Origin of the sequence: Streptomyces sp. NPDC049813 (assembly GCF_044465085.1) — a bacterium.
Taxonomy (GTDB): Bacteria; Actinomycetota; Actinomycetes; order Streptomycetales; family Streptomycetaceae; genus Streptomyces.
Genome location: NZ_JBITLI010000008.1, coordinates 82,157 through 99,767 on the forward strand (window position 1 = coordinate 82,157; position 17,611 = coordinate 99,767).

A 17,611-nucleotide genomic window follows, 5' to 3' on the forward strand; every position below is an offset into this window, starting at 1 on the left:
GAACGCATGTAAAGGACCCGCCGTTGACCCGGACACCGCTCGACGTGCTGAACCCGGCGACCGAGGAACGCGTCGCCACCGTGCCCGCCGCCACCGCCGAGGACATCGACGCCGCCGTCCGGCGCGCCGCCCGCGCCCAGACTGGCTGGGCCACCGTCGCCCCCGCCGACCGCGCGCGGCTGCTGCGCCGCTTCGCCGACACCGTCGACGCGCACCTCGACGAACTGGCCCGCCTCGAAGTGCGCGAGGCCGGACACCTCATCGGGACCGCGCGCTGGGAGGCGGGCAACGTCCGTGACCTGCTGCTGTACGCCGCCGGTGGCGCCGAACGGCTCAACGGCGCGCAGCTCCCGGCCCCCGGCGGCTTCAGCGTCACCTTCCACGAACCGCTCGGCGTCGTCGGCGTCATCGCTCCCTGGAACTTCCCGATGCCGATCGCCGCATGGGGCACCGCCCCCGCGCTCGCCGCGGGCAACGCCGTCGTCCTCAAGCCGGCCGAGACGACCCCGCTGACCGCGCTCCGGCTCGCCGAACTCGCCCTGGCGGCCGGGCTGCCCGAGGGCCTCTTCCAGGTCGTGCCCGGGCACGGTGGCGTCGCGGGCCGGGCCCTCGTCGACCACCCCGCCGTCGCCAAGGTCGTCTTCACCGGCTCGACGCGCACCGGCCGCGAGATCATGGAGCGGTGCGCCGCCCGCACCACCCCGGTCACCCTCGAACTCGGCGGCAAGAGCCCCAACATCGTCTTCGCCGACGCCGACCTGCCCGGGGCCCTCGACCCGTTCTCCTTCCTCGACAACTCCGGCCAGGACTGCTGCGCCCGTACCCGCATCCTCGTCCAGCGCTCCGTGTACGAGGAGTGCGCGGCGCTGCTCACGGACGCACTCGGCGCCGTCGTCGTCGGCGACCCGCTCGACGAGAAGACACAGATGGGCCCGCTGATCTCGGCCCGGCAGCGGGACCGCGTACGGGCACTCGTGCCGGACACCGCCCCCGGCATCCGGGGCACCGCGCCCACCGGCCCGGGCTTCTGGTTCCCGCCGACCGTGCTCACCGCGGAGGCGGCCGACTCCGCCGCGGCCACCGAGGAGATCTTCGGGCCCGTCGCCGTCCTGCTGCCGTTCACCGACGAGCAGGACGCGATCCGCCTGGCCAACGCCACCGCCTACGGCCTCGCCGGCTCGGTCTGGACCCGCGACCTGGGCCGCGCCCTGCGCGTCGCGGGCGCCGTCCGCGCCGGGAACCTCTCCGTCAACTCGCACGGGGCCGTGCGCTACTGGACCCCGTTCGGCGGATACAAACAGTCCGGCCTCGGCCGGGAACTGGGCCCCGACGCCCTGACCGCCTTCACCGAGACCAAGACCGTCTTCATCAGCACGGAAGGCTCCGCACCGTGACCGAAGAGTCCATCTGCCGCCGCCTCGTCGGCCGCACCGCCGTCATCACCGGAGCCGGCAGCGGCATCGGCCGCGCCACCGCGCTCCGCCTGGCGTCCGAGGGCGCCCACGTCGTCTGCGGCGACATAGACGAGGCGCGGGGCGCCCAGGTGGCCGAGGAGATCGCCGGGACCTTCGTGCAGGTCGACGTCGTCGACGCCGACCAGGTCGAGGCGCTCTTCCGGACCGCGCACGACACGTACGGCTCCGTCGACATCGCCTTCAACAACGCGGGCATCTCACCACCGGACGACGACTCCATCCTGGAGACGGGCCTGGAGGCCTGGAAACGCGTCCAGGACGTCAACCTCACCTCCGTGTACCTGTGCTGCAAGGCGGCGATCCCGTACATGCGGCGCCAGGGCAAGGGCTCCATCATCAACACCGCCTCCTTCGTGGCCCGCATGGGCGCGGCGACCTCGCAGATCTCCTACACCGCCTCCAAGGGCGGCGTCCTCGCCATGTCCCGGGAGCTGGGCGTGCAGTTCGCCAGGGAAGGGATCCGGGTGAACGCGCTGTGTCCCGGACCGGTGAACACCCCGCTGCTCCAGGAGCTCTTCGCCAAGGATCCCGAGCGGGCGGCGCGCCGCCTCGTGCACATCCCGGCCGGCCGGTTCGCCGAGGCCCGCGAGATCGCGGCCGCGGTCGCCTTCCTCGCCAGCGACGACGCCGCGTTCGTCAACGCCACCGACTTCCTGGTGGACGGCGGCATCTCCGGCGCGTACGTGACACCCCTGTAGGAACCCTGTGAGCGGACCCGTCCCGCGTGTACGGTCCACTCACATGCGTAACAGTCATGTTGCCGCGTGGACTTCGGCCGTGGTCACCACCCTGGTGGCCGCGGCTCTCGTCTCTCCTGCGGCCGCCGCCACGTCCGCGTCCACCCCCGCGCCCCGCGCCTGCCCGCAGCTGTCGCACAAGCTGCCCTGGTACGGCGACAACCGCGCCCACCTCCAGCAGATGATCGACGAACGGGGCCGGTGCGCGGGACACCGCGGGCCCCGCCCCGTCGCCGCGTTCGACTGGGACAACACCGTCACCAAGAACGACGTCACCGACGCGACGATCGCCTGGTCGCTGCGGCACGACAAGATCCTGCGCCCCGCGAGCTGGAAGAAGACCAGCAAGTGGCTGACGGACGACGCCGACAAGGCGCTCACCGCGGCCTGCGGCACCCGCGTCCCCGTCGGCGCGCCACTGCCCACCTCCAAGGACACCGACTGCACGGACGAGATCTTCAACATCCGTGAGTCCGGCACCACCATGAGCGGTGCCGCCGCCTTCACCGGCGAGTGGAACCACCGCCGCACCGTCCCCCAGTACGCCTGGGTGCCGCAGCTGTTCGCCGGGCACACCGTCCCCGAACTGGAGTCGTACGCCGCCGCGGCCCGCAAGGAGGTCCTCGCCGCCCCGGTCGGCGCCACCGACAAGCTGGGCACGCACACCGTCCCGGGCTACGTCCGCTACTACGCGCAGCAGCGCGACCTCATCCGCACGCTCCAGCAGGCCGGCTTCGACGTCTACATCGTGTCGGCAGGCTCCGAGCCCGTCACCGAGGTCTGGTCGCGCGGCGTCGGCATCGACCGCGCCCACACCGTCGCGATCCGCTCGGTGCTCGACCGCAAGGGCCGCATCACCACCTACAACGAAGGCTGCGGCGGGGTCCCCCGGAACCAGGGCGAAGCCATCCCGTACATCGACGGCAAACGCTGCTGGATCAACCAGGACATCTTCCACGTCAAGGGGAAGGCCGCCTGGGAGCAGCAGCGTCCGGGCAAGCGGATCGCGCTCGGCGGCGGCGACGCCGACACCGACGTGACGTTCGTCGGCGACGCGACCGGCGCGCACCTCGTGCTCAACCGGAACAAGAACGAGATCATGTGCCGCGCTTACGACGACGCCGACGGACGCTGGGTCGTCAACCCGATGTTCATCGAGCCGCTGCCGCGCAAGGCCGGCACGTACCCGTGCTCGACGGCCGCCTACAACCGTCCCGGGGGAGGATTCGGGCCGGTACTGCGCGGCGACCGTTCGGTCGTGCCCGATCAGACGGACGCGGTGTACTGACCTGCCACGCCCGGCGCACGTGCCACCGCCCGGCTGATCCCCGGGCCGGCGCGTCCCGTCCACCGCCCACGGGTGGACAGGACCGCGCGGACGCGGACCGGCCGCGGCGCCGGGGGAGGGGGCGGCAGTCCCGGCCCGCCTGACCCGTCACGGGGAGAGCAGGCCCGGCCCGCCCTCCCCGTGACGGGTCACAGGAATGTGTAGCCCTCGCCGCGGTAGGTGGGCACGGTCGCGGTCACCGTGTCGCCCGCCACGAGGTGCAACACCTCGAAGCGCTCGCACAGTTCACCGGCCTTCGCGTGCCGGAACCACACCTTGTCGCCGATGAGCAGATCGTCGGCGGCCGACCCGAGCAACGGTGTCTGCACCTCGCCCGGCCCCTCCTGCGGGTCGTAGCGCAGCCCCTCCGGGAGGTACGGCACCGGGAGCCGGTCCTGGCCCGCGGCGCCCGACGCCGGATAGCCGCCGCCCAGCACCGTCACCACGCCCACCCCGGGCCGGCGCACCACCGGCTGCGCGAAGAGCGCGGCCGGACGGCCGGTGAACGACGTGTAGTTGTCGAAGAGCCGCGGCACGTACAGCCCCGACCCGGCGGCGATCTCCGTGACCGCGTCCTCGGCGGCGGTGTGCTGCACGCTGCCGGTGCCGCCGCCGTTCACGAACTCCAGGTCCGGCGCCACCGCCCGCACGGCCCGCACCACTTCGGCACGCCGCACGGCCAGCTCCTTGCGCGCCGCCGCCTGCATCAGCCGGATCGCCCGCGACCGCACCGGCCGCCCCGAAAGCGCGTCCCCGACGCCGGCCACATGACCCTCGTACGCCATGATGCCCACCAGCCGGAACCCCGGCCTGCGCACCACCGCCCGCGCCAGCTCGGCGAGTTGGGCCGGCGTGCGCAGCGGGGAGCGCAGCGCGCCGATCCGTACCCGCCCGCCGAGGACCCGCCACGACGTGTCCAGCTCCAGGCAGACCCGGATCTCCTCGCCGCCCCCGTCCCGGGCCTCGTCGATCAGCCGCAACTGTGCCGGGTCGTCGACCATCACGGTCACGGCGCCCGCCAGCTTGGCGTCGTGCGCCAGCTCGGCGAACCCGGCCCGGTCCGCGGACGGATAGGCGAGCAGCACGTCCTCGAACCCGGAGCGCGCCAGCCACACCGACTCCGCCAGCGTGAACGACATGATCCCGGCGAACCCGTCCCGGGCCAGCACCCGTTCGAGCAGGGCACGGCAGCGTACGGACTTGCTGGCCACCCGGATCGGCTTGCCGCCGGCCCGGCGGACGAGGTCGTCGGCGTTGGCGTCGAAGGCGTCCAGGTCGACCAGGGCGAGCGGGGCGTCGAGAGAGGCGGTGGCCCGGTCGAAACGGGCGCGGTCCGCGGCGCGCGGTGTCATGACCGAAGCCTGCCAGACCCGATTACCGCAGGGTAGAGGGACGTTCCGGGCAGATCGGCCGAGCGCGAGGACTGCCTGGCCCGGACCGCGGACGGGCCCGTTAGAGTGACGCGCACGCAGGCTGAGGAAACGGGGAGGCATGAGCACGGAAGCCCGACGTGTCCCGCCGCGCCCCGCGACCCCGCCGCGCCCGGCCCACGCCCCCGCGCCCCCCATGCCGACGACCCCACCCCCACCCCCCTCTTCCGCCCGCTTCCCGGACACCCCACCCCGCCCAGGGGAAGCGCCGCTCGGGGGCGCGGGGAACGGCGCGAGCAACCACGACGCACCGGCACCCGCGCACAGCCCAAGCCGCACACCCCCTCCCCGCCCAGGGGAAGCGCCGCCCAGGGGCGCGGGGAACGGCGCGAGCAACCACGACGCACCGGCACCCGCCAAACCCACCACACCCCCCCACGGCGCCGAGGCGCACCCCAACGAAACAACCACCCGCCTACGCCCCGTACCCCCAACGCCCCAGGTCCCAGCCCGGGCCCCCGCCCAAACCCAGGCCCAGGCCCAGACCCAGGCCCCCCGCAGACCCATAGGCACGGTGGACCTCACCCCCGTCCCCGCAACGGCCGGCAGGCCCTTCGTACGGTTCGCCCGCCCCGAGCACTACGACGACCGCACCACCCGCCTGCGCCCCGTCGGCGCCCGCCTGCGCCCGCGCGCCGCCGCCGCGGCGGCCTGCCTCGTGCTGGGCCTCGGCCTGATCGGCGGCGCCGCGACCGGCACCCTGCTCACCGACGGCGGCGGCGACGGCACCGTGACCGCGCAGAGCGCCTACCGCGACGCCGCGCAGCTGTGGCACGCCGTCCCGGTCGACCGGCTCTTCCCGCCCACCCTGAACGGCGAGGGCGCGGGCCCCGGCGGCGCCGACCGCACCTGGACCCGGATCGGCGTCGCCCCGGACAGCGGCTGCCGCCAGGCCTTCGACCCGCTCCTGGCCAAGGCGCTGCGCCCGGCCGGCTGCCGGCGCCTGCTGCGCGCCACCTACACCGACGCCACGCAGAGCAACGTCACCACCGTCGGCCTGATGTTCACGAGCGCCGACGCCGAGGCGTCCCAGGCGCTGCGCACCCGCTTCACCGAGGAGGGCCTGGACCGCCGCGCCGACCTCGTGCCCCGCCCCTACGCGGTCCCGGGCACCGCCGCCGCGCACTTCGGCGACGCCCAGCGCGCGTCCTGGTCGCTGCACGTCCTGACCGACGCCCCGGTCGTCGTCTACGCCGTCTCCGGCTTCGCCGACGGCCGCACCGTCGCCGAGCCCGAGCCCGCCGCCGACGCGATGAAGCCGGGCGCCACCACCGCCGTCGCCCAGGCGGGCCTCGGCCACGAGGCCCAGGGCATCGCCGACCGGGTCGAGCGGGGCCTGCGCAAGGCCGCCCAGAAGTCCACGGAGCAGCCGTCATGAACCACCGCGCCCGGCGCACCGCCCTCCCCGCCCTCGCGGCGGCCGCCGCCCTCGCCCTGCTGCCGGCCGCCGCCGCGCGCGCCGACTCGGTCCGCGCCCAGCAGTGGGGCCTGGCGGCGATGCACACCCAGGAGGCCTGGCGCACCACGCAGGGCAAGGGAGTCACGGTCGCCGTCCTGGACACCGGCGTCGACGACCAGCACCCCGACCTCGCGGGCAACGTCTTGGCAGGCAAGGACCTCATAGGGTTCGGCGCCGGACGGGGCGACGACGCCTGGGCCCGCCACGGCACCGCCATAGCGGGCATCATCGCGGGCCACGGGCACGGCACGGCGGGCGGCGACGGCGTCATCGGCATCGCCCCGCAGGCCAAGATCCTCCCCGTCCGCGTGATCCTGGAGGACGGCGACGACTCCCGCGCCAAGGCCCGCGAGACCCGGGGCGACGCGCTGGCCGAGGGCATCCGCTGGGCCGCCGACCACGGCGCCGACGTCATCAACCTCTCCCTCGGCGACGACTCGCCGACCGCCCACGCCGAATCCGGCGAGGACGAGGCCGTCCAGTACGCGCTGAAGAAGGGCGTCTCCGTCGTCGCCTCCGCGGGCAACGGCGGCAAGAAGGGCGACCACATCTCCTACCCGGCCGCCTACCCCGGCGTCATCGCCGCCACCGCCGTCGACCCGGCGGGCAACCGCGCGGACTTCTCCACCCGCCGCTGGTACGCCACCGTCGCCGCCCCGGGCCGGGGCATCGTCACCGCCGACCCCGACCGCAAGTACTACTCGGCCTGGGGCACCAGCGCCGCCTCCGCGTTCGTCTCCGGCGCCGTCGCCCTGGTCCGCGCCGCGCACCCGGGCCTGAACCCGGCGCAGATCAAGCAGCTGATGGAGGACACCGCCCAGGACCCGCCCAGCGGCGGCCGCGACGACTCGCGCGGCTACGGCATGGTCGACCCGGCGGCGGCGATCCAGGCGGGCGGCCGGCTGGAACCGCGCGGCCTCACCTCGGCGGCGTACGGCGAGAAGTACTTCGGCGCGGGCCCGGACGACCCCGACGACGACGGCCCGGCCGGCTGGGTCGCGCCGGTGGCGTACGTCCTGGGCGCCCTGCTCCTCGGCGCCGCCGTACACCTGTGGCGCGGCCACCGCCGCACCCGCCGCCGCTGACAGCCCCACCGCCTCACCCGCCGCCGTGTACCAAGCCACCGCGGCCCCGCCTCACCCGCCGCCGTGCACCACCGCCACCGCCGCCTTCGCCACGGCCTCCACCAGCGCGACCCCACCCTCCTTGGTGGTGCTGCCGTGGGAGAGCACGGCCACCAGATACCGCGCGCCGGCCACCCGCACGCGCCCGATGCTGTTGATGTCCCACAGCTCGGTGGTGCTCCGCCGCAGCCAGCCGTTCTTCAGCTCACAGCCGGCCGGCCCCGCCGCGGAGACGCCCCACGCCTGATCGTCGGCGACGCTGCCCATCAGCTCCCGCACGTACGCCCGCGACGCCGCGCTCAGCACGCCGTCCCCGGCGCCGAACACCTGCCTGAGCAGCACGATCTGGTCGGCGGCCGTGGTCTGGGTGAGCCCCCACAGCGGCCCGTCGCCGCCCGTGGTCCCGGTCAGCCCGAGGCGCGCGTTCGCCGCGTTCAGGCCGTCCGTGCCTCCGAGCGCGTCCCACACGGCCGTCGCCGCCGCGTTGTCGCTCGTCCGGATCATCGCGGTGGCGTGCGTCTTCTCCTGCGCGGTCAGCGCCCGGCCCTCGTCCTGCGCCCGCACCAGCAGCGCGGCCAGAATGTCGACCTTCACGATGCTCGCGGTGTCGTACGTCCCGTCGCCGGAGGCGTACGCGGCACCGGTCCCCGCCGCCTCGTCGAAGATCGCCACGGACACCTCACCGGCGTGCCCGGCGGCCACGGAATGCACCGCGACGGCGAGCGCGGCGTCCCGGTCCACGTCCGAGGAAGGCGATGAGGCGGCCGAGGCGGACGGTGACACGGGGCCCTCCTCGGCAGCGGCGGCGGTGACCTTCGCCACGAGGGCGGCCGCGTCGTGCGGCCGCGCCCCGACGTCGACCGTAAGGCCGGAGGTGGCGGCGAGGAAGACCGCCGAGGGTGCGGCGCGCTCCTGCGGGGACCCCGGAACGCGGCCCAGGGACCGCCGAGAACCCGGCGGGGACCGCTCGGTAGGGTCGGTGGACGTGGCGAACAAGAACATTCCCGACTCCGGCTTCTCCGACGACGACGGCACCGCGGACCCGCGCCTCGTCGAGGCCCTGGCCGCCTGGGACCGGGACCGCACGGCCCACGGCCCGGTCCTGGAAGCCCTGAAGGGGGCCCGTCTGCTGGTCCCCGTGGTCGCCGTGCTGGGAGAGGTGGAGGAGGACGAGAACGGGCTGCGCCGCGAGAAGACCAGCGACATGGCGGTCCCGACGCTCAAGGCGGGCGGCCGCACCGCGCTGCCCGCCTTCACCTCGACGGACTCGCTGGCCCGCTGGGACCCGGCGGCCCGGCCGGTCGCCGTCCCGCTCCACCAGGCGCTCCAGGCCGCCGCCCACGAGAAGGCGGACACCGTCGTCCTCGACCTCGCGGGGCCGGTGCCCTACGAGCTCACGGGCGCCCCGCTGTACGCCGCCGCCGAGGGCCGCACCACGGCCGACCCGCTGGCCGACCCGGCGGTCACCGCCGCGGTCCGGGCCGCGGCCGCCGCCGAGCCCGCGGTGCGCCGCGCGTACCTGGGCCCCGGCCCGGCGGACGGCGTCCTCGCCCTGGTCCTCGCCCCCGGCACGGACCCGGCGACCGTCGCGCGGTCGGTGGCCGGACGCGTCGCCGCCGACGAAACACTGAGGGCCCGCCTGGTGAGCGGTCTCGACCTGGCACTTCTGCCGGCCGAGGCGACGCCACCGGGCGAGCCCCTCTACGTACGGGAGAACTAGCCGTACGGGAGAATCAGTCGTACAGCCGTACGGGAGAACTAGCCGTACACGGCCCCCGTGTACTTCTCGCCCGGGCCCTGGCCCGGCTCGTCCGGCACCAGGGACGCCTCGCGGAATGCCAGCTGCAGCGACTTCAGGCCGTCGCGCAGCGGTGCCGCGTGGAAGGAGCTGATCTCGGTGGCGCTGCCGTCGAGCAGCCCGGCCAGGGCGTGGATCAGCTTGCGGGCCTCGTCGAGGTCCTTGTGGGCGTCGCCCTCCTCGGTGAGGCCCAGCTTCACCGCGGCGGCGCTCATCAGGTTCACCGCGACGGTCACGATGACCTCGACGGCGGGCACCTCGGCGATGTCGCGGGTCAGCGCGTCGTAGTCGGGGCCGGCCGGGGCGGCGGAGGCGGCGGCGGAGGGGGCTTCGGGGGTGGCGTCACTCATGTGCTCCACGATATGCCGCCCGTGCGGCGGCCCCGTCCGCGCACCCGGTTGGGCGTACCCCCCAAGAGCTGTTAACCTTGTGTGACGACCGGCCGGACACCCACGTCCACGACCTGAGTGACCGGCCCACAAGTGGAGGCTCCGATCTCCCACCTGACCGCCCTCACGGGCGGCGGGTCACCGGTCAGACGGTCCCCATCGTTCCGTACGGACGATGGAGCCGTCCGAGTCTGCGCCCCGCGGTCCACCGTGGCGGTGCTCCGGTAGTTCTTTGGAGCCCCGCGTGTGTACCGTCCGGGGCATTTTTCATGTGCCGGCACGGTTGGTGGTCATCAGAAAAGTACGCGGCGGTCCGCCAGGCCGTCGTGTGGTGCTAACCGAGGAGGATCCATCAGCGCCGAGCCCCGCATCAACGACCGGATTCGCGTTCCCGAAGTGCGACTTGTCGGTCCCAGCGGCGAGCAGGTCGGGATTGTTCCGCTTGCCAAGGCCCTTGAGCTCGCTCAGGAGTACGACCTCGACCTCGTCGAGGTGGCGGCGACCGCCCGTCCGCCCGTCTGCAAGCTCATGGACTACGGGAAGTTCAAGTACGAGTCGGCCATGAAGGCCCGTGAGGCGCGCAAGAACCAGGCGCACACGGTCATCAAGGAGATGAAGCTCCGGCCGAAGATCGACCCGCACGACTATGACACCAAGAAGGGTCACGTCGTCCGGTTCCTCAAGCAGGGCGACAAGGTCAAGATCACGATCATGTTCCGTGGTCGCGAGCAGTCCCGGCCGGAGCTCGGCTACCGACTGCTCCAGCGTCTCGCGAACGACGTCGAGGACCTCGGGTTCATCGAGTCGAACCCGAAGCAGGACGGCCGAAACATGATCATGGTTCTCGGCCCGCACAAGAAGAAGACCGAGGCCATGGCCGAGGCCCGCGAGGCGCAGGCCGCCCGCAAGGCCGACGCGAAGGCCAACCCCGGCAAGTCGCAGAACGCCGCCGCGGACCAGTCTTCCGAAGAAGCTGCCCAGGCTCCGGCCGAGGCCACCGCCGAGGCTCCTGCCGAGGCATGATCCGGCGGCGTACAGCCTGTGCGCCCCGGATACCAACTGACACAACTGACGTTCCACCACGGCCGGTTCGAGCCCACGGCACGAACCGGCGGGGGACGCCACTGACGAGGAGAGAACGGCGCTATGCCGAAGAACAAGTCGCACAGCGGTGCCAGCAAGCGCTTCAAGGTCACCGGCTCCGGCAAGGTGCTCCGTGAGCGTGCCGGCAAGCGCCACCTGCTCGAGCACAAGTCGTCGCGGCTGACGCGCCGCCTCACCGGCAACGCCGAGATGGCTCCGGGCGACGCCAAGAAGATCAAGAAGCTTCTCGGCAAGTGACGTACCGGCGCCTCGGCGCCGTGCACGTCGGCTAGACCGGGACCTATTCGAATTCGGGCCGGGTGAGTCCAACCCCGGCCCCGCTACAAGGAGTTAACAAGTGGCACGCGTCAAGCGCGCAGTCAACGCGCACAAGAAGCGTCGGGCGATCCTCGAGCAGGCCAGCGGCTACCGCGGTCAGCGTTCGCGTCTGTACCGCAAGGCCAAGGAGCAGGTCACCCACTCCCTGGTCTACAACTACAACGACCGCAAGAAGCGCAAGGGCGACTTCCGTCAGCTGTGGATCCAGCGCATCAACGCCGCTGCCCGCCAGAACGGCATGACGTACAACCGCCTCATCCAGGGTCTGAAGGCCGCCAACATCGAGGTGGACCGCAAGATCCTCGCGGAGCTCGCCGTCAACGACGCGAACGCCTTCGCGGCGCTCGTCGAGGTCGCCCAGAAGGCGCTTCCCGCGGACGTCAACGCGCCCAAGGCTGCCGCCTGATTTTCGGGTTGACCTGTGCTTCGGACCCGTAGGCCTGTTGGTCTGCGGGTCCGAATCGCGTCTGCCCCCGTCCGTTGTCTGCGGGCCTTCCCGTCGTCGTGGCTGGTCGCGCAGTTCCCCGCGCCCCTGACGGGGCGCTTCTTCCCCAGGTGAGTTCCTATGGTTGCCGCTCCTGAGCTGATCTCCGCCAAGTCCTCCCGGGTCTCCGCCGCCCGGCGGCTGGCCAGGCGGAACTTCCGGGGCAAGGAGCGGCTGTTCCTCGCCGAGGGGCCGCAGGCCGTCCGGGAGGCCGCCGCGCACGGGGCGCTCGTCGAGATGTTCGCCACCGTCGAGGCCGCCGAGCGCTACGCCGACATCGTCGCCGGGGCCCGCGGCGCCGAGGCCCGGGTGCACCTCGCCGACGAGGACGTCATCGCCGACATCTCCACCACCGTGACCCCGCAGGGACTGGTGGGGGTGTGCCGGTTCCTCGACACCCCGTTCGAGGAGATCCTGGCCGCCCGGCCCCGGCTGGTCGCCGTCCTCGCCCACGTACGGGACCCCGGGAACGCCGGCACCGTGCTGCGCTGCGCCGACGCCGCGGGCGCCGAGGCCGTCGTCCTCACCGACGCCTCCGTCGACCTGTACAACCCCAAGGCCGTCCGCGCCTCGGTCGGCTCCCTGTTCCACCTGCCGGTCGCCGTGGGCGTCCCCGTCGAACAGGCCGTCGCCCGCCTCAAGGAGGCCGGCGTGCGCATCCTCGCCGCCGACGGCGCCGGGGACGACGACCTCGACGACGAACTGGACAAGGGCACCATGGGCACCCCGACCGCCTGGGTCTTCGGCAACGAGGCGTGGGGGCTGCCCGAGGAGACCCGCGCGCTCGCCGACGCCGTCGTGCGCGTGCCCATCCACGGCAAGGCCGAGAGCCTCAACCTCGCGACGGCCGCCGCCGTCTGCCTCTACGCCTCCGCGCGCGCCCAGCGCGCCCCCGGCGGATGCCGCCGCTGACGCTCCGGGGCACACGCTCCGGCAGGGTCCGCGGTGACTGGTAGTCGGTCACCCGTGACTAGTAGGGTGGCGCACTCGGGGCCCACTGCGCCGTTTCGAGAGGTGGGGTACGGGGAGATGACGGTCCGCACCAGCAGGACTGAAGGGGTGAGCACCCCCCCTGGGGCGGCCGCGCCCGGTCCCGGCGGATCCGGCCTGCACCCCGACGACCTGCCCGACGGACTCGTCGTCGCCGACGAGAGCGGCCGCGTCGTCAGCTTCAACCGCGCCGCCGAGCGCATCACCGCCGTCCCCGCCGCCCACGCCCTCGGGGCGCCCCTGGAGCGGGCGCTGCCCCTGGAGGACCTCGAAGGCCGGCGCTGGTGGCAGCTGACCGACCCCTACGGCGGGCTCGCCACCCGCCAGGGCCAGCCCGAGCGGAACCTGCTGCTGCCCGGCGGCCGCGAGGTCCTGGTCACCGCGCGCTACGTGCGGACCGGGCCCACCGGGCCCGTGCGCCGCGTCGTCGTCTCGCTCCGCGACACCGAGGCCCGCCGCCGCACCGAGCGCAGCCACGCCGAGCTGATCGCCATCGTCGCCCACGAACTGCGCTCGCCGCTCACCTCCGTCAAGGGGTTCACCGCGACGCTGCTCGCCAAGTGGGAGCGGTTCACCGACGAGCAGAAGCGGCTGATGCTGGAGACCGTCGACGCCGACGCGAACCGGGTGACGCGGCTCATCGCCGAGCTGCTCGACATCTCCCGGATCGACTCCGGCCGGCTCGAACTGCGCCGCCAGCCCGTCGACATCGGCGCCGCCGTCTCCCGGCACATCCAGGCCCACGTCGCCTCCGGCCAGTCGGCCGAGCGGTTCCTGCTCCGCGTCGAGCAGCCGCTGCCCGATCTGTGGGCCGACCCGGACAAGGTCGACCAGGTGCTGAGCAACCTGCTGGAAAACGCGGTGCGCCACGGCGAGGGAACCGTCACCATTGACGTCGAGCCCGCCACGACCGCCAGGGAGTCCACCTCGGTCACCGTCAGCGACGAGGGCCCCGGCATCCCGGAGGAGTCCATGAACCGCGTCTTCACCCGCTTCTGGCGGGGCAGCAAGCGCGGCGGCACCGGCCTCGGCCTCTACATCGTCAAGGGCATCGTCGAGGCCCACGGCGGCACCATCACCGTCGGGCGGGCGCCCGGTGGCGGCGCCCGCTTCCGATTTACGCTGCCCGTGGCGGCGCCGGCGTACCTCAACGCCTGAGCATCAGCCCCCACGGGCGCATTCGCACACGTCACCACCGTTAGACTCGTCCTTTGGCACCTTGCGTCTCCACGTCCGGACGAGTCATGGACGGGGCCATCCGCCAGCCAATCGGAAGTACGGGAAGAGATGTCGGCACCGAACAAGTCGTACGACCCTGTCGAGGTCGAGGCACTGAAACCGGAAGAGATCGAGCGTGTGCGGGACGAGGCGCTCGCCGCCTTCGCCGCCGCGGACTCGCTCGAGGCGCTTCAGGAGGCCAAGGTCGCGCACGCCGGCGGCACGTCGCCGCTGTCGCTCGCCAACCGCGAGATCGGCGCGCTGCCGCCGCAGGCCAAGGCCGCGGCCGGCAAGCTCGTCGGGCAGGCCCGCGCCGCCGTCGGCCGGGGCCTCGCCGCCCGCCAGGCCGAGCTGGAGGCCGAGCGCGACGCGCGCGTCCTGGTCGAGGAGGCCGTGGACGTCACGCTGCCCTACGACCGCACGCCGGCCGGCGCCCGCCACCCGCTCACCACGATGATGGAGCGCGTCGCCGACGTCTTCGTCTCGATGGGGTACGAGATCGCGGAGGGCCCCGAGGCCGAGGCGGAGTGGTTCAACTTCGACGCGCTGAACTTCACGCCGGACCACCCCGCCCGGCAGATGCAGGACACCTTCTTCGTCCAGGGCCCCGAGGGCACCACGGGCGACGAGAGCGGCGTCGTGCTGCGCACCCACACCTCCCCGGTGCAGGCGCGCTCGCTGCTCGACCGGGAGCTGCCCGTCTACACCGTCTGCCCCGGCCGCGTGTACCGCACCGACGAGCTGGACGCCACGCACACCCCCGTCTTCCACCAGATCGAGCTGATCGCCGTGGACGAGGGCCTCACCATGGCCGACCTGAAGGGCACCCTCGACCACATGGTCCAGGCGCTCTTCGGCGACGACATGAAGACCCGGCTGCGGCCCGCGTACTTCCCGTTCACCGAGCCGTCCGCCGAGATGGACATGGTCTGCTACGTCTGCCGCGGCGAGTCCGTCGGGAACCCGGACCGGCCCTGCCGCACCTGCGGCAGCGAGGGCTGGATCGAGCTGGGCGGCTGCGGCATGGTCAACCCGCGCGTGCTCACCGCGTGCGGCGTCGACCCCGAGAAGTACAGCGGCTTCGCCTTCGGGTTCGGCATCGAACGGATGCTGATGTTCCGCCACAACGTCGAAGACATGCGAGACATGGTCGAGGGTGACGTCCGTTTCACCCGGCCGTTCGGGATGGAGATCTGATGCGGGTCCCGCTTTCCTGGCTGCGGGAGTACGTCGACCTCCCCGCCACCGAGACCGGCCGTGACGTGCAGGCCAAGCTGGTCGGCGTCGGCCTGGAGGTCGAGACCGTCGAGCAGCTCGGCGCCGACCTCAAGGGCCCCCTCGTGGTGGGCCAGGTGCTGACCATCGAGGAGCTGGAGGGCTTCAAGAAGCCGATCCGGTTCTGCACCGTCGACGTCGGCACCGCCAACGGCACCGGCGAACCGCAGGAGATCGTCTGCGGCGCGCGGAACTTCCAGGTCGGCGACAAGGTCGTCGTCGTGCTGCCCGGCGCCGAGCTGCCCGGCGGCTTCGCGATCGCCGCGCGCAAGACGTACGGCAAGACCTCGCACGGCATGATCTGCTCCACCGACGAGCTCGGCATGGGCGACGACGGTACGCACGGCATCATCGTGCTGCCGCCCGAGCACGAGGCCGGCACCGACGCGATCGAGCTGCTCCAGCTCGTCGACGAGGTGCTCGACATCGCCGTCACGCCGGACCGCGGCTACTGCCTGTCGATGCGCGGCATCGCCCGCGAGACCGCCACCGCGTACGGCCTGCCGCTGCGCGACCCGGCGCTCCTGGACGTCCCGGCCCCGAACGCGCACGGCTACTCCGTGCAGGTCTCCGACCCGATGGCCTGCGACCGCTTCACCGCGCGCACGGTCACCGGGCTCAGCCCCGAGGCCCGCTCGCCGATCTGGCTCCAGCGCCGGCTGCAGAAGGCCGGGATGCGCCCGATCTCGCTCGCCGTCGACGTCACGAACTACGTGATGCTCGAACTCGGCCAGCCGCTGCACGCCTACGACCGCTCCCTGGTCCGGGGCGCCATCGGGGTGCGCCGCGCCCTGACCGGCGAGAAGCTCACGACCCTCGACGGCACCGAGCGCACGCTCGACGCCGAGGACCTCGTCATCACCGACGAGCGCGGCCCGATCGGCCTCGCCGGTGTGATGGGCGGCGCCGACACGGAGATCGCGGACCACGCCGACGGTTCGGGGACCACCGACGTCGTCATCGAGGCCGCGCACTTCGACGCGCGGACCATCGCCCGCTCCTCGCGCCGCCACAAGCTCTCCTCGGAGGCCTCCAAGCGCTTCGAGCGCGGCACCGACCCGCAGGCCACGGCGGCCGCGGCGCAGCGCGTCGTCGACCTGCTGGTGCTGCTCGCCGGCGGCACCGCCGAGCAGGGCGTCACCGAGGTCATCGCCCCCGGCGCGCCGCGCACCATCACCATCCCGGCCGATCACCCGGACAAGGTCGCGGGCGTGGCGTACGGCCGCGAGAGCGTCGTGCGCCGGCTCCAGGAAGTCGGCTGCGACGTCTACGGCCAGGACACCCTGACGGTCACCGTGCCGTCCTGGCGCCCCGACCTGACCGACCCGAACGACCTGGCCGAAGAGGTCATCCGGCTGGAGGGCTACGAGAACCTGCCCTCCACGCTGCCCAAGCCCCCGGCGGGCCTCGGCCTGACCGAGCGCCAGCGCACGCACCGCCGCGTCGGCCGCGCCCTGGCCGGCGCCGGCTACGTCGAGGCGCTGACCTACCCGTTCATCGGGGAGGGCGTCTTCGACCAGCTGGGCCTGGACAAGGACGACCCGAAGCGCCGCGTCGTCACCCTCGTCAACCCGCTCTCCGACGAGGAACCCGCCCTCCGTACGACGCTGCTGCCGGGCCTGCTCTCGGCGCTGCGCCGCAACGACGGGCGCGGCAGCCACGACCTGGCCCTCTTCGAGACCGGCCTGGTGTTCCTCCCGCACGGCGAGCCGGGCGTCGCCACGCGGCTGCCCGTCGACCGGCGGCCCACCGCCGAGGAGATCGCCTCCCTGACGGCCGTCCTCCCGGACCAGCCCCGGCACGCCGCGGTCGTCCTGGCCGGCGCCCGCGAGCAGAGCGGCTGGTGGGGCAAGGGCACCCCGTCGATCTGGGCCGACGCCGTGGAGGCGGCGCGCGCCGTCGCCCACGAGGCCGGTACCGAACTCACCGTGGAGCAGGGCCAGTACGGTCCCTGGCACCCCGGTCGGTGCGCCGCGCTGTACGTCGTGATCGACGGGGTGCGCACGCTCGTCGGCCACGCCGGTGAGCTGCACCCGCGCGTCGTCAAGGCCTTCCACCTGCCGGCCCGCACCAGCGCCATGGAGCTCGACCTGGACCTCGTCGAGCGGGCGAGCGCCGGTGTGGTGCAGGCGCCGCGGATCTCGACGTTCCCGGTGGCCACCCAGGACGTCGCGCTCGTCGTCGGCCGGGACGTGCCGGCCGCGGCCGTGGAGAGCGCGCTGCGCGCGGGCGCCGGTGAACTCCTGGAGTCCATCCGCCTGTTCGACGTGTACGAGAACGCGGAGCAGCTCGGGGCGGACAAGAAGTCCCTCGCCTACGCGCTGCGCTTCCGGGCCGGCGACCGCACGCTGACCGTCGAGGAGGCCAGCGCCGCCCGCGACACGGCGGTCGCCCGGGCCGCTGAGACCACGGGTGCCGTGCTACGCGGCGCGTAGCGGCGCGGGCAGGACCTGACGAGGCCCCCGAGGGGCGCATCCGGGACA

The 17,611-nt window shown here is 73.4% G+C and carries 15 protein-coding genes and 1 pseudogene; 13 read left to right on the plus strand and 3 right to left on the minus strand.

Annotated elements, in window-relative coordinates; all coding sequences use genetic code 11:
• Positions 1 to 23 precede the first annotated feature (23 nt).
• Genes ACIBW6_RS18300 through ACIBW6_RS18310 form a run of 3 tightly spaced genes read left to right on the plus strand, consistent with a single transcriptional unit; the run spans position 24 to position 3,500 of the window.
• The gene (locus ACIBW6_RS18300; RefSeq protein ID WP_399060694.1) at positions 24 to 1,394 is read left to right on the plus strand and encodes an aldehyde dehydrogenase family protein; all 1,371 of its coding nucleotides are present in this window, start codon (positions 24 to 26) and stop codon (positions 1,392 to 1,394) included.
• Positions 1,391 to 2,173 (plus strand): 3-oxoacyl-ACP reductase, encoded by a 783-nt coding sequence (locus tag ACIBW6_RS18305; protein WP_399060696.1) that lies wholly within the window; start codon positions 1,391 to 1,393, stop codon positions 2,171 to 2,173. Before ACIBW6_RS18300 ends, ACIBW6_RS18305 begins: the two co-directional genes overlap by 4 nt.
• A 43-nt stretch (positions 2,174 to 2,216) precedes the next feature.
• The gene (locus ACIBW6_RS18310) at positions 2,217 to 3,500 is read left to right on the plus strand and encodes a haloacid dehalogenase-like hydrolase (protein ID WP_399060698.1); all 1,284 of its coding nucleotides are present in this window, start codon (positions 2,217 to 2,219) and stop codon (positions 3,498 to 3,500) included.
• Between the two features lie 188 nt (positions 3,501 to 3,688).
• On the opposite strand, the gene ACIBW6_RS18315 is transcribed toward ACIBW6_RS18310, so the two are convergent.
• Positions 3,689 to 4,891, minus strand: coding sequence for an amino acid deaminase/aldolase (locus ACIBW6_RS18315; protein ID WP_399060700.1), 1,203 nt, complete (start codon positions 4,889 to 4,891; stop codon positions 3,689 to 3,691).
• A 592-nt stretch (positions 4,892 to 5,483) separates the two neighbouring features.
• Here ACIBW6_RS18315 and ACIBW6_RS18320 point away from each other — a divergent pair.
• Together ACIBW6_RS18320 and mycP are read left to right on the plus strand one after the other, a co-directional pair.
• The gene (locus tag ACIBW6_RS18320) at positions 5,484 to 6,347 is read left to right on the plus strand and encodes a hypothetical protein (protein ID WP_399060702.1); all 864 of its coding nucleotides are present in this window, start codon (positions 5,484 to 5,486) and stop codon (positions 6,345 to 6,347) included.
• Complete coding sequence (mycP, locus tag ACIBW6_RS18325) at positions 6,344 to 7,513, plus strand: type VII secretion-associated serine protease mycosin (protein WP_399060704.1); 1,170 nt, start codon at positions 6,344 to 6,346, stop codon at positions 7,511 to 7,513. Before ACIBW6_RS18320 ends, mycP begins: the two co-directional genes overlap by 4 nt.
• A 51-nt stretch (positions 7,514 to 7,564) precedes the next feature.
• On the opposite strand, the gene ACIBW6_RS18330 is transcribed toward mycP, so the two are convergent.
• Positions 7,565 to 8,554, minus strand: a complete 990-nt coding sequence (locus ACIBW6_RS18330) for a serine hydrolase (protein WP_399060706.1) — start codon at positions 8,552 to 8,554, stop codon at positions 7,565 to 7,567.
• Here ACIBW6_RS18330 and ACIBW6_RS18335 point away from each other — a divergent pair.
• Positions 8,538 to 9,272, plus strand: coding sequence for an SseB family protein (locus ACIBW6_RS18335; protein ID WP_399060708.1), 735 nt, complete (start codon positions 8,538 to 8,540; stop codon positions 9,270 to 9,272). The genes ACIBW6_RS18330 and ACIBW6_RS18335 overlap by 17 nt on opposite strands.
• Positions 9,273 to 9,310: 38 nt before the next feature.
• Here the strand turns inward: ACIBW6_RS18335 and ACIBW6_RS18340 are convergent, their stop codons facing one another.
• Positions 9,311 to 9,700, minus strand: coding sequence for a DUF1844 domain-containing protein (locus tag ACIBW6_RS18340; RefSeq protein WP_399060710.1), 390 nt, complete (start codon positions 9,698 to 9,700; stop codon positions 9,311 to 9,313).
• A gap of 365 nt (positions 9,701 to 10,065) precedes the next feature.
• On the opposite strand from ACIBW6_RS18340, the pseudogene infC reads away from it, so the two are divergent.
• The 7 genes and pseudogenes from infC to pheT all read left to right on the plus strand — a co-directional run bounded on the left by infC (position 10,066) and on the right by pheT (position 17,563).
• Positions 10,066 to 10,762 (plus strand): annotated as a pseudogene (gene infC, locus ACIBW6_RS18345) (translation initiation factor IF-3).
• Positions 10,763 to 10,885: 123 nt separating this feature from the next.
• The gene (gene rpmI / locus ACIBW6_RS18350) at positions 10,886 to 11,080 is read left to right on the plus strand and encodes a 50S ribosomal protein L35 (RefSeq protein WP_007829094.1); all 195 of its coding nucleotides are present in this window, start codon (positions 10,886 to 10,888) and stop codon (positions 11,078 to 11,080) included.
• Between the two features lie 100 nt (positions 11,081 to 11,180).
• On the plus strand, positions 11,181 to 11,567 hold the full coding sequence (rplT, locus tag ACIBW6_RS18355) for a 50S ribosomal protein L20 (protein ID WP_006350245.1): 387 nt from the start codon (positions 11,181 to 11,183) through the stop codon (positions 11,565 to 11,567).
• 159 nt (positions 11,568 to 11,726) lie between these two features.
• The gene (locus ACIBW6_RS18360; protein WP_399060712.1) at positions 11,727 to 12,557 is read left to right on the plus strand and encodes a TrmH family RNA methyltransferase; all 831 of its coding nucleotides are present in this window, start codon (positions 11,727 to 11,729) and stop codon (positions 12,555 to 12,557) included.
• A 117-nt stretch (positions 12,558 to 12,674) separates the two neighbouring features.
• The gene (locus ACIBW6_RS18365) at positions 12,675 to 13,793 is read left to right on the plus strand and encodes an ATP-binding protein (RefSeq protein WP_399060714.1); all 1,119 of its coding nucleotides are present in this window, start codon (positions 12,675 to 12,677) and stop codon (positions 13,791 to 13,793) included.
• 129 nt (positions 13,794 to 13,922) lie between these two features.
• The gene (gene pheS / locus ACIBW6_RS18370) at positions 13,923 to 15,050 is read left to right on the plus strand and encodes a phenylalanine--tRNA ligase subunit alpha (RefSeq protein WP_399060715.1); all 1,128 of its coding nucleotides are present in this window, start codon (positions 13,923 to 13,925) and stop codon (positions 15,048 to 15,050) included.
• Positions 15,050 to 17,563, plus strand: coding sequence for a phenylalanine--tRNA ligase subunit beta (gene pheT / locus ACIBW6_RS18375; protein WP_399060717.1), 2,514 nt, complete (start codon positions 15,050 to 15,052; stop codon positions 17,561 to 17,563). Before pheS ends, pheT begins: the two co-directional genes overlap by 1 nt.
• The last annotated feature ends 48 nt before the right edge of the window (positions 17,564 to 17,611 follow it).